The organism is Methanobrevibacter wolinii SH (assembly GCF_000621965.1).
Classification (GTDB): Archaea; Methanobacteriota; Methanobacteria; order Methanobacteriales; family Methanobacteriaceae; genus Methanarmilla; species Methanarmilla wolinii.
On sequence record NZ_JHWX01000007.1, the window covers coordinates 30,640 to 43,974 of the forward strand.

Annotated in this window: 11 protein-coding genes; 1 reads left to right on the forward strand and 10 read right to left on the reverse strand. The window is 25.1% G+C overall.

The genetic code is table 11. The features are described from left to right. Positions 1–111 precede the first annotated feature (111 nt). The 3 genes from lonB to cobQ all read right to left on the reverse strand — a co-directional run bounded on the left by lonB (position 112) and on the right by cobQ (position 5,237). Entirely contained in the window at positions 112–1,995 is a 1,884-nt protein-coding gene (gene lonB / locus T523_RS00145) for an ATP-dependent protease LonB (RefSeq protein WP_232228988.1), read from the reverse strand. A 760-nt stretch (positions 1,996–2,755) separates the two neighbouring features. Further along, positions 2,756–3,013 (reverse strand): hypothetical protein, encoded by a 258-nt coding sequence (locus T523_RS00150; protein WP_042706827.1) that lies wholly within the window; start codon positions 3,011–3,013, stop codon positions 2,756–2,758. Between the two features lie 652 nt (positions 3,014–3,665). Next, positions 3,666–5,237 (reverse strand): cobyric acid synthase CobQ, encoded by a 1,572-nt coding sequence (gene cobQ / locus T523_RS00155; RefSeq protein WP_042706828.1) that lies wholly within the window; start codon positions 5,235–5,237, stop codon positions 3,666–3,668. Positions 5,238–5,498: 261 nt separating this feature from the next. Between cobQ and T523_RS00160 the strand changes: the two genes are divergently transcribed. Further along, the gene (locus T523_RS00160) at positions 5,499–6,158 is read left to right on the forward strand and encodes a YczE/YyaS/YitT family protein (RefSeq protein ID WP_156929567.1); all 660 of its coding nucleotides are present in this window, start codon (positions 5,499–5,501) and stop codon (positions 6,156–6,158) included. 278 nt (positions 6,159–6,436) lie between these two features. Here T523_RS00160 and T523_RS09325 read toward each other — a convergent pair whose 3' ends face one another. From T523_RS09325 to T523_RS00195, 7 genes are all read right to left on the reverse strand, one after another. Then, positions 6,437–6,988: an acyltransferase gene (locus tag T523_RS09325; protein ID WP_042706829.1), complete on the reverse strand. Its 552-nt coding sequence runs from the start codon at positions 6,986–6,988 to the stop codon at positions 6,437–6,439. A 220-nt stretch (positions 6,989–7,208) separates the two neighbouring features. Further along, positions 7,209–8,342: an aldo/keto reductase gene (locus T523_RS00170; RefSeq protein WP_042706831.1), complete on the reverse strand. Its 1,134-nt coding sequence runs from the start codon at positions 8,340–8,342 to the stop codon at positions 7,209–7,211. Positions 8,343–8,517: 175 nt separating this feature from the next. After that, positions 8,518–9,144: a sugar O-acetyltransferase gene (locus T523_RS09330; protein WP_042706832.1), complete on the reverse strand. Its 627-nt coding sequence runs from the start codon at positions 9,142–9,144 to the stop codon at positions 8,518–8,520. A 164-nt stretch (positions 9,145–9,308) separates the two neighbouring features. Continuing rightward, positions 9,309–9,788, reverse strand: coding sequence for a flavodoxin (locus T523_RS00180; RefSeq protein ID WP_042706834.1), 480 nt, complete (start codon positions 9,786–9,788; stop codon positions 9,309–9,311). Positions 9,789–9,943: 155 nt separating this feature from the next. After that, a complete protein-coding gene (locus tag T523_RS00185; protein WP_042706835.1) occupies positions 9,944–10,504 on the reverse strand; it encodes a TetR/AcrR family transcriptional regulator in 561 nt (186 codons plus the stop codon). A gap of 235 nt (positions 10,505–10,739) precedes the next feature. After that, the gene (locus T523_RS00190; protein ID WP_042706836.1) at positions 10,740–11,906 is read right to left on the reverse strand and encodes a thiolase domain-containing protein; all 1,167 of its coding nucleotides are present in this window, start codon (positions 11,904–11,906) and stop codon (positions 10,740–10,742) included. A gap of 11 nt (positions 11,907–11,917) precedes the next feature. After that, the gene (locus tag T523_RS00195; protein WP_042706837.1) at positions 11,918–12,958 is read right to left on the reverse strand and encodes a hydroxymethylglutaryl-CoA synthase; all 1,041 of its coding nucleotides are present in this window, start codon (positions 12,956–12,958) and stop codon (positions 11,918–11,920) included. Positions 12,959–13,335: the final 377 nt, after the last annotated feature.

The following is a 13,335-nucleotide window of genomic DNA, read 5'->3' on the forward strand; positions in this document are numbered from 1 at the left end:
TAAAAAATCAATAACAAAATTTAACAAATCATAAAAATACTTAAACAAAAAATAAACTAAAGAGAATAATTAAAATGAAAAATTAGAAAAAATAGAATATAAAAATTCTATTTAATGTAATTGTGGGGAGTTTATAGATAATGATTCAGAAACAGAGTCTGAAACAGATTCTCTTATTTTTTTAATTTTTGACATGAGTTTTTCTTTTCTACTACCATTTAAGAGAATATTATCAAGAACATCATCAATAGTTTCAACAGGAATAATTTCAATCATGTCTTTATATTTATCTTCAATCATGACATCTCCCATGTTAGATTTAGGAATAAGAACTTTTTTAATTCCTGCTTCAGCCGCTGCTTCAATTTTACCAGTTGCTCCACCAATAGGCATCACATCTCCACGAACAGTTAGTGAACCTGTAAGTGCCATTGATTGATCTATAGGGATTCCTTCTACAGCAGATATTACAGCTGCAGTGATAGATACACTTGCAGAATCTCCTTCAACACCATCATAACTTTGTAAGAATTGAACATGAATATCATAGTTAGATATATCTTTCTGAGTGTATTTTTTAATAATAGCAGAAACGTTTTGTACTGAATCTTGTGCAATTTCCCCAAGTTTTCCAGTCACAATAATTTTTCCTTCATTTTTACTGCTTGCAGGAGCCATTTGTGCTGCTATAGGCATGACAATTCCGCTTCTATCACCAATAATAGCTAAACCATTAACTACACCAATTTTTCCACCAGTGGAATTAATCATACTATACTCTTTTCTCATTTGAATAGACATATCCGCCATTTGTTCTTCAAGAGTTCTAGCATATTTTTTAGCTTTAAGAACATGTTCTTCACTTACTTTTTTAGCTCCTTCTTCTTTAGCAACGTCTCCAGAAGATCTTACAAGACCACCTAAATCCCTAAGTTTTAAAGTGAGCGCATTTTTCTTACCTGCTCTACGTTTAGCTTCAAGAATAATTTGATCTATTGCACTAGTATCAAATGGTGGAATTCTACCATCATTTTTAACTTCTTGAGCTACAAACCTTGCAAGTTTTTTCCTATTCTCAGGAGTATCATCCATAGTATCTTTCATGAAGATTTCATAACCATATCCTCTAATTCTTGAACGTAATGCAATATGCATTCCTTCAAGTACTTTAATATTACCAGAAGCTACAAGAACAAAATCACATGGTACAGCTTGTGAACGAACCATAGCACCACTACTATTTTCACTTTGTCCTGTGATTGAATATTTATTTTCTTGCATTGCAGATAAAAGCTCTTGTTGAGTTTTCATACTCATTGTACCAATTTCATCAATGTATAAAACTCCTTTATTAGCTTTATGAATCATACCTGCTTCTACACGTTCATGTGCTGGAGTTCCAAGACCACCAGATTGATATGGATCATGTCTTACATCACCAAGAAGTGCACCTGCATGAGCACCAGTTGCATCAAAAAATGGTGCAAATCTTCTATTAGCATTATTAACAAGTAATTTTGGACTTGAATTATGATTTTTAGGTTTGATTTGAAGTGCAATTAAAAATATAAATGCAGCAGCAATAATAGCCTCAAGAATTGCGTTATAGAAGAATCCAAGTGCAATAATAACAGCTACAACAACCATCATAATTAATGATTTTTTCTGTTCATAAATACTTGAAGAAGTTTTAGTACTTTTTACAATTTTAATACCCTCTCCAGCAGGAACAGTCCTAATAAGAGGATTATTTTGATCTTCCATATTCGGATATACCAATACATCTTCTAAAACTTCAGGAGGTAAAAGCTCAGACATTCCTTTAGCGAGCATAGATTTACCTACACCTGGATCACCAATTAATAAAACATTTCTTCTTTGTTTTGCAGCTTTTTTAATTGTTTCAACTGCTTCTTCGTGTCCAATTACTTGATCAATTAAAAGTGGTGGAATTTCAATATCATCAGAACTTGAAATTGATTCATAATTAATCATTGGATCAATGTGACCTTCTTTAATAAGTTTTGCTGTTTTTTCCTCTTCAGTTTTTTCTTTTTTAATAGGTTCTTCTATTTTTACAGGTTCTTCTTTGTTTTGAGGTCCTAAAACAGTATCCTCATTTTCTTTCTCATTTACAGAAACATCACTATTTGTGGACATATCATTTGTGTTTTTTAATGATGATTTTGTAACTTGATTTTCTTCATTAGATGAATTATCTTCTAAATCCATATAAAAAACCTCATAAATATTTGTGAATAATAACTATAACTTAAGTTAAATAAATAACCATTTAATATAATTATAAATTTTATTTTTTCAATAATTATAAATCTCTTATATAAAGTATTCTTATCTTATTAATAAATCTTACCATTTATATAATAAACATTAAATTAAATTAATAATGGATTAATATTTAAAAGTAATAATTTAATAATAGATACTTAAAATTTATAACTTGAGTATAATACCTATACATTACATATATACATTTTATAATTATATTTCGTTTTATATAAAAAGATTATGTTTAGTAAATAAAAGTTATTAAATTATTTACTTAAAATTAATACAATAAATTATATTTTAAAAACTTTTAAAATTATTAAAATCATAAAATCAAAAGATTTTCTATTTAAAAGTATTATTTATATTAAATTAGACAATTAAGTAAAGTTAATAATATAATTATTTTAAACATTAAAAAAAAGTTAAAAAAATATAAAATTTAATATTATATATTACTATTTTTTTATTTACTTAATCTCCTAATTCTTTTACGATTATGTGGATCTTCATTTAATATATCTGAAATAAAATCATTATTATTTTTACTTAAACTTTTATCATTGCTTTCTTCAGTATGAATGATTTCTTCTGTTTCTATATTAAAATGTATTTCATTATTTGTGAGATTAGTATTATACTCCCCATATATCGGACTAATTAGGAATAATAAACTTAATACTAAAATTGAAATAGAATTAATTTTATATTTATATCTTAACATCTTACTCACAATTAATAATATGATATTAACTGTATATAAATATATCTTTTTATCTAAAAAATTTTTAGATATTTTTTAAAATACTATATAAAATAAGAAACTTTTAAATTTTTATTATAATTATGTTTAAAATAAAATTTAAATTTATTTTTAAAATCTTTATTTTAATCTAAAACAATTTTTTAAAAGTTCAATTATTTTAAAAAATTATCATATGTGATGTTATTCTATTATAATATATTTAAACTAGAAATAGCTAATTTTAATTCATGTATACTTTTATAAAAAAATATTTTTATATAGAATTTTCTTAAAAATCATTATAATTTTTTAAAAGATTTTTAAATTTGATTTTTAATTATTAAATACTGTTTAAATCTTTAAAAAAAATAGAGTCAAAAAGAGAAAATTATAAAAAATTAGAATTTTAATATCAAAAAATTAAATATTTTTCAAACTTTATAAAAATTATTTAAAATATTAGAATCACTTAACTTAATTAGATTTTATTTTAAACTAAAAACTATAATTTAAAACCCAAAAAACTCTAATTAAAACTTATTTTAAACTAAAAACTATAATTTAAAACCAATAATTTAAATAAAATAAATTCTATCCTATAAATGATTCCAAAATTATTAAACTAAGTGTTTTAATCTTCACCAAAGATAAGTTTATCAATATAATCCATATCTACATTATCTTCAATAAGTTTTGCAAGTTGTTCTATTGCATTATCAATACTATCTTCATAAGGATCTTTACTTCCATCATCAAGTTTAATTCCTTTTTTCTTACGTAAATAATTTAAAAAGTTTTTACGTACTGAGTAGTTATGGAATATTCCATGCATATATGTTCCAAAACATAATCCTTGCCCTGTAGCACCATCAAAAGGACTATCATAATCATTACCTACCCCTTCTTTAACAATAAATAATGGAAATGTAGTATCAATACTTGGATTAATTAATTTTGTTGTACCTTCATGTTGCTCATAACCTGTGATTTCTGTGTTTTCAAGGTCTTTAAATAAAACTTTAGCAAGTCCACATAAATAATCATTATCTGGAATAATTGCTTTAGTTTGACAAGCTGCTTTAATTGTATGTGTAAATTCTGTTTTTATATTTAAAAGTCCTAAACATTTTACATTTTTAAGATTTGATTCTTTCATATGTTCATCAGTAATTTCATTACCAAGTATTTGATAACCACCACAAATACCTATTACAGGTATCTTATCTGAAAGCTCTATAATTTTACTTGCAAATCCACTATCCATTAATTCTTTTGCATCTCCTGTTGATGAACGTGTACCTGGAATAATAATTGCATCAACATCATCAAGTAATGTAGGTGAATCAGTTAATTCTATCATTTTTAAACCAACATCAGGTTCTACTTCAAATGGATCAATATCTGTGAAATTAGCTATCTTTGGAAGTTTAATAACAGCAATATTAATATCTTTTTCACTTTCAACAAAATTATGTTCTCTTAATGATTGGGAATCTTCTTCAGGAATTTTTAATGTTTTATCATAAGGAACAACTCCAAGAATTGGTACATTAATAATTTTTTCTATTTTATCAATTCCTGGTTTTAATATATCAATATTTCCACTGAACTTGTTTATAATAACTGCTTTCATTCTTGCAAGGTCCCTATCATCAAGAAGTACAAAAGTACCTGCAATTGCAGCAAATACTCCTCCACGATCTATATCTGCAACAAGAATAACATTTGCATCTGCCATATGTGCAACTTCCATATTTGCAATGTCTTCTTTTCTCATATTTATTTCTGAAGGTGAACCTGCTCCTTCAATAAATAGTATATCATTTTCTGCTGCAAGCTTATCATATGATTCATGTATTGCTTTAACTGCTGTATCATGATACTTATGTTGATAATAATAAAAATCCATATCCCCAACTGCTTTTCCATGTATAATAACTTGTGATTTAAAATCTCCTTTAGGTTTTAATAATATTGGATTCATATCTACAGTAGCTTCTTTTTTTGCAGCAAGTGCTTGTATATACTGTGCAATTCCTATTTCCCCATTTTCACTAGTTGTATATGAATTTAATGACATGTTCTGTGATTTAAATGGTGCTACTTTATATCCTCTTTTCATATATATTCTACATAATGCAGTTACAAAAAGACTTTTTCCTGCATTTGAAGAGGTTCCTTGAATCATTAATGCTTTAGTCATAATTTTACCTATAATTAAATATTTTTTATGTTGAAATTAATGTCTAAGTTATTTTAAATAATATTAATTTTTTCAAATATAATTAAATAATTCCAACAAGATTATTATTAAACTAAACTTAATTTTTGATACTTATAATTTTTATATTTATTCAATTTAACTTTATATTTAAAATTTTAAAGATAGTTTAAATTTTTATAAATAATAAAAATTATTTAATAATTCTACTATTTAAATAAACTAAAAAATATAATATAATCTATGAATAAAAAATTAAGAGACTATAAATTATATATTTTTTATATAATTTCATTGTTTATCTCTTCATTAGGAGTAGCATTTTCAGTAAAAGCAAGCCTTGGAACTTCACCTCTTGTAGCAATTCCAAATGTATTAAGTATAATATTTCCTATTATTAGTATTGGTACATACTCAATGATTTTTAATATAATTCTTATTTTATTTGAATTAATTATTTTAAAAAAGAAATTTCCAAAATTACAATATCTACAATTTTTTATTGCTATTATATATGGATACTTCATAGACATAGCATTATACTTAATAAAATGCTTAAATCCATATGACTATTTTACACAATGGATTTTCTGTATTGTAGGTGCATTAGTTCTTGCTTTTGGAATTTATCTACAATTAAAATCTGCAGTAGTCTATTTACCAATTGATGGATTTGTATTATCCATTGCACATGTTAAAAATAGCATATATTCAAAGATTAAACCATTTGTAGACATATCATTAATTATTATTGCAGTAATTATATCATTATATTATACTAATAATCTTGTTGGAGTAAGAGAAGGTACAATATTTGCAGCAATATTTGTAGGTCCACTTGTTGGATTTTATAAAAAATATTGTGATAATTTTATTAATAAACATTTTAAATTTTTAAAATAAAATAAAGTTTGTTAAATAAAATTAAATTTAAAACAACTAATAAAACCATTTAAGATAAATTTACCAATAAAATTAAATTTAAAATATAAACACACTAATAAAACTATTTAAACATAGATAAAATAAGGTTTGTTAAGAGAATTTAAATTAAGAAATATATTCTCAACTAAAAAATAAAAAAATTTAATTTTTAAACAAAATAACTTTAAAACAAGTTATAAAAAAGAGTATCTGCTTTTAGATGATAATTATTAAATAAAAATTAAAATTAAAAATATTTAATTTTCAAATTTAGATTTATCAAGAGTTTTAATAAGCTTAGCAGGATTACCTACCACAACACCATAATCTGGAACATCTTTTGTAACAACAGCACTTGCACCTACAACTGCATATTTACCAATACAAACACCAGGCAAAATTGTAGCTCCTGCTCCAATCCATGCTCCTTTTTTAATTAAAATAGGTTTACATAATAAAATTGATCTATTATATAAATCATGATTATTTGATAATAATTGCACATTTGATGCTAACATTACATTATCTTCAATAGTAATACCACCACGAGCCATTGCCAAACAACCACTGTTTATAAAAACATTATTACCTAATTTTAGTTTATCTAAAGCTGCACCATTTAAAGGTGCTATAATTGTTGAATTTTCACCAATATTCCCTTCTAATATTTCATTTAATATTTTATGAGATTCTTCAGTATTAGGAATAATATTATTAAATTTAAATAATAATTTTCTAAGTTTTTCCATGTTTTTAGCATGATTTTCAGATGATTCTAATAAATCTACTTTTAATTCTTCACACTCCATATTATCACCATAATTTTATTAATAAACTTGTTTAAACTCCTTAATTTTTTAAAATTAACTTTATTAAATTTGATTTAAAGTATTAATATTGTTTAAATCTTTATAAAAATAGAATTTCAACATACTTCTAGAAAAATAAAATATACCAATTTACTAAATTAGAAACAATAAAATATACAAATTTAAAACTAAATTAAAATAAAAAAATAAGAGATAAAATTTAATTTTCTTCATTTTCTTCAAAGACTTCAACTATTTTTTCCATTATTTTAGGTATTTTAATATTTTGTGGACATTGTTTTACACAATCACCACAAGCATCACAATCTGAAGCATTACCATATTCTGGATTTAATGAAAGTGTTCTATAGTATCCTGTTGCTGAGAAATTTTTATCTTCAGGTAATCTGAAGTAATCATTATATGTTCTTAAATATTTTGGAATAGGTATATTATGGTCACATTCACCTACACAATAATTACATCCAGTACAATCTACAACTACATCTTGATTAATTAAAGTTGCTGCTTGACCTAACATATAATATTCTTGGTTTGATAATGGTTTAAAATTATCAAAAATATCAAGGTTTTCTTTTAATTGTTCCATATTACTTACACCAGAAAAAATAACTTTAGCATTGTCCAAACTTCCACAAAATCTTAATGCCCATTCTGCAGGTGTTGAATCTTCTTTATAATCTTTAAACAAAGTTTTAACACTTGTTGGAATATTTAATAAATTCCCACCTTTAACTGGTTCCATAATAAAAACATCTTTATTATAATCACAAACTAAATTATAACATTTTCTTGATTCAATTGTATTACTTTGCCAATCTAAATAATTAATTTGTAAAAGAACAAATTCAATCTCTGGATATTTATCTAGTGCTAATTTTAGAAGCTTTGGTTTATCATGAAGAGAAATTCCAATATGTTTAATTTTTCCTTCTTTTTTCTTTTTAATAATAAATTCAAAAGCTTTTAAATTAAAAGTAACTTTTTTAGTCCATGTTGAAAAGTTATGTAACATATAATAATCAAAATAATCTACTCCACATCGCTCTAATTGTTCATTGAAAAATCTTTCAAGATCTTCTTCTTTTTCAAGTGAAAAAAGAGGCATTTTATCAGAGATTATTACATCTTCACGTGGATATCTTTTTAGAACACATTCTCTAAAAGCAACTTCAGATAAACCATTATGATAAGGATAACCTGTATCAAAAAAATTATAACCTCGTTTAATATATTCATCAACCATTTCATTAACCTTATTATAATCAATACTTGCTAGATCATCATCATCTTTAAGTGGAAGCCTCATTAATCCAAATCCAAATTTTTTCATAATAATTTCCCCATTTATTTTAAATTATATACTTAAATTATAAACCTAAATAAAAAACAATAAGATATAAAAGATTAATTTAAAAAATCATCTTAGTTAAGAATTTAATCAAATTATATCAATTAATATATTAAAAGAAATAATTTTAAATTTTAAGATTTCAAATATAAAATACTTATAGATTTTTACGAATAACCCTCGCAGGAGAACCTACAGCTATCATATTAGATGGAATATCAGAAGTAACTACACTTCCTGCACCTATTACCACATTATCACCAATTGTTACACCAGGAAGAATAATACTATTTACACCAATCCAACAACGTTTACCTATTTTAACTGGTTTTTTAGTATTTACAAAAGTATAATTAATTGATTCATCAAAATTTCCATTATCATCAATATAAGAATAATTTTCATCTTCTAATTCATCATCAATTGGTAAAATTCTTTCACGTGTAGAAACTGGATGATCTGCACATATAATATTTACACCTGGAGCAAGCAGTGTATAATCACCAATTTCAATATCATCAGTATCTAAAAATATACAATTTTGATTAATAAACACAGATTTTCCAAGTTTAATATTAGTACCAATATTACAATAAAATGGAATTAAAACTTCTGTATTTTCACCAATTTCCCCAAATAATTCTTTTAATATCTCATTTTTTTGATTTATATTAGATGGGCCAAGATTATTTAATTTATATAAAATATTAAATGCTCTTGAAAACTTTTTACCCCATTCTTCATGTAATTCCATAGGACCTTTAATTGACCATTTATTATCCATAAATACACCTAAGTAATAATAAAAATGAAATTAATAATTTAATAATATAAGGTCTGTTGAAACCAATTTTTTATAAAAATTTAAACTTAGTTAATACTTGAAAATCAATCTTAAGAAAGTTTATTTATAAAAATTTTGAGGATTTCAACAAAACCATAATATATTTATAAATTTAAATTATTAACCCAAGATTTTAAATCATCCTCAGAAATAGATGAATTTAATCTATCCCCATCTATAAATTTAGCCCCAGGAGCAGAAGGTTTTAAATCATTAATAGTTTCACCTAATTGACTAGAACCTGATGTTGCAAAGACTATAATTTTTTTATCTTTTAAATCATAAGATTCTAAGAAAGAATTAACAATGGTTGGTGCTGTATACCACCAAATTGGAAAACCTAAAAATATAGTATTATAAATATCTATATTATCTACTTTATTTTTAATTGGAGGTCTAAATTCTTTATTTTCTTTCATTTCAATAGTAGTTCTACTTTTTGGATTAGTCCAATCAAGATCTTCAGAAGTATATTTTACTTCGGGTTCAATTTCATAAATATCTGAATTAGTTACTTTTGCTAGTTTTTCTGCTACAAATTTTGTTATACCGCTTGCTGAAAAATATGCTACTAAACTTGTCATTGTATTACCTCTAACTTTTTATAAATAATTTAATAAATTAAAATTTTTTAAACTTCTTTTAAAATACTTTAAATTTAAAAAACAAATCATTTTTAGTATACTATTTAAAAGTCAATTTTTAAATAAAATAATTTTTAAATTTAAAATAAATATCTTTAAACTTCAATACCTACTCCAGCCCATAATAAATCAAATGAAATTTCTTTAATTTTTTCAATATTTTCATTAGGATTTTCCCTTAAATAATTAATAGTTGCAACAACATCTTGCATCATAAAGTTACAGAATAAACCAAATGGTTCTTTAACTTCACCTTTTGTATGAAACTTGTTATATACATATAAAAAGAACTTACCTTGATTATTTAATTCATCTTTAACTTCATTATTTATTAATGGAGAGTTAGAATATTTAATTATAAAATTAAATTTACTAGGATATTTTAAACCATAATTAATTGTTCTATCCCAAACTTCAATCATGCCTTTTTTAAAATCCTTTTTCTCTTTTAAATTACTAACATATTTTACTAAATCATTATTAGCATAAAGTAAAGATTGATTAAATAAATACTCTTTATTATGATAATAATTAAATACTGTTCCCTTTGCAACATTTGCATAACTTGCAATACTTGCAGTTGTAGTTGCACCATAACCTTTTTCATTAAAAAGTTTTATAGCTGTTTCAAGAATTTTAATTTCTTTATCATTCATATAAACACCCTTTAAATTAATTATTTAAAAATTAATTTAAAAAATAAAATGACTGACTGGTCAGTATAATATATAGTTTAAAACTTATAATATATAAAGATTTGTAATTAAATTAAAAAATAATATAATTATTTAAAAAAATAAGAGGAATATATCTATTAGCTTAAAAAATAGTTAGAATAATCAAAATATGAATAAAATTAAATAAAAAATAAAAAAAGTAAAAAAAGATAACCTAATTATTATTAGGTTCTCTTCCAAATATGTGTACAGCACAGGTTCCTCCTGTACCACCTACGTTATGAGTAAGTCCAATTTCTGCACCATCTACTTGACGTTTACCAGCATCTCCTCTTAACTGCCATACAACTTCAGCAGCTTGAGCAATACCAGTTGCACCAAGTGGATGTCCTCTAGCTTTTAATCCTCCAGATGGGTTAATTGGGAAATCACCATCAATACGTGTTTGACCATCTTCAATGACTTTTCCACCTTGACCTTTTTCACAGAAACCTAAATCTTCAACAGCAAGTAATCCATTAATTGTGAAACAATCATGAACTTCAGCTAAATCAATATCCTTAGTACTTACTCCAGCTTGTTTATAAGCTTTTCTTGAAGCAATCCTAGTTGCATCAATAGTAGTAATATCACGTCTATCATGAAGTGCAATAGTACCAGATGCTTGTTGAGAAGCTTTTACATAAATAGGAGTATCTGTATATTTATGCGCATCTTTAGCAGGACATAAAACTACTGCTGCAGCACCATCAGAAACTGGTGAGCAATCAAATAAGGTTAATGGATCTGCTACCATAGTAGAATTTAAAACTTTATCTTTTGTTACTTCAAATGGGAATTGTGCTTTAGGATTGTTTGAAGCATTATGGTGAGCAATAACAGAAAATTCTGCAAGTTGTTCCCTAGTAGTTCCATATTCATACATATGTCTTTTAGCTATCATTGCATATAATGAAGGGAAAGTTGCACCTTGTTGAGCTTCCCACTCAACATCAGAAGCAGTTGCAATAGCAGGTGTTGCATCTACAACATCAGTCATTTTTTCTACTCCTGCAGAAACAACAACATCATGATAACCAGAAGCTACTGCTAAAATACCTTGTCTTAAAGCTAAACCTCCAGATGCACATGCAGCTTCTACCCTAGTACAAGGAATAGGATTTAAACCCATATGATCAGAAATAAGTGATGCAATATGTTCTTGGTTTACAAAAAGACCAGATGACATATTTCCAACATACATTGCATCGATATCGTCTCCACCAATATTTGAATCATTAATAGCACCAATACCTGCTTCAGCTACTAAAGATCTAAATGATGAATCCCATAACTCTCCAAATTTTGTTTGTGAAACTCCAATAATTGCTACATCTCTCATCTTAACACATCCTATTGCATTTTAATTTTTCCTTTGTATTTAGCATAAACTGCATAATCAACATAATGTTTTTCAGCAATATAATCTTCAGTTTTAGGAGCTAAATCTCTTACTTCTTCAATTCTATCATTTACTTCAATTATAAATGCATCACTACCTGCACCTGAACCATAACTTACAACAAATATTTTATCTCCAGGTTTAGCAATATCTAAAATATTAGATAATCCTAAAGGTACTGCGCCAGAATAAGTATTACCTATATTAGGTGTTAAAAGACCTTGTTTATATTGTTCAGGAGTAAAACCTAATTTTTTTGCTGCTCTTAAATAGAATTTTCCATTAGGTTGGTGGAAACAAGCATAATCATAATCTTCAGGTTTAGTGTTTGATTTTTCAAACATTCCTTTTGCACCATTTAAAACATGTTTAAAGTATGCTGGTTTACCTGTAAATCTACCACCATGTGAAGGATAAATTTGTCCTTCTCTTCTATAAAAATCAGGAGTATCAGTAGTAAAACTATATGTATCTTTAATATCTGCAATAGTATTTTTTTTACCAATAATATAAGCTGCTCCTCCAGCAGATGCAGTATATTCTAAAGCATCTCCAGGTGCACCTTGTGAAGTATCAGCACCAATTGCTAAACCATATTCAATCATATCAGATTCAACTAAACCCATATTCATTTGAATACCTGCAGTTCCTGCTTTACATGCAAACTCTAAATCTGCTGCAGTTAAATCAGGAGTAGCACCAATAGCATCAGCTACAATAGTTGCTGTTGGTTTTACTGCATATGGATGAGATTCAGATCCAACATAAACAGCCCCAATTTTCTGAGGATCAATTTCAGCTCTTTTTAATGCGTTTCTTGCTGCAGTAACAGCAATAGTAACAGTATCTTCATCAGGAGCAGGTACTGATTTTTCATTAACAACCAAACCTTTTTTATGGGATTCAGCATCATCTCCCCAAACTTTGGCAATTTCTTCTACCTTTATTCTATAAGAAGGTACATAAGCACCATAACCTACGATTCCTACCATAAAATCACACCGTAAATTTGATTAATAAAAATTTTTTAAATAAAAAATTAAAAAAAATTTTGATTATAATAATTAGAATTAAAAATTCTGTATTTATAAAAATCTTTTATTTAACGATTAAAAAATCGAAAAACATAAAATTTTGAAATTTCTTATTTATTTAAATTTAGTTAAATAATTAACTAAAATTTTATATTAATATATAATAAGATTTTTTAAACATATAAATTATATGTTTTATTTAAAAATAGACTTTATTAAAATCATTTAAATTTAAAATAAAAATTACTTACCATCAAACAAAAATAAAAAATTTAAAAAAAAACTCTCTTAAAAACTATTTTTTATAAAAATTTTAAATAAGTTAATACTTGAAA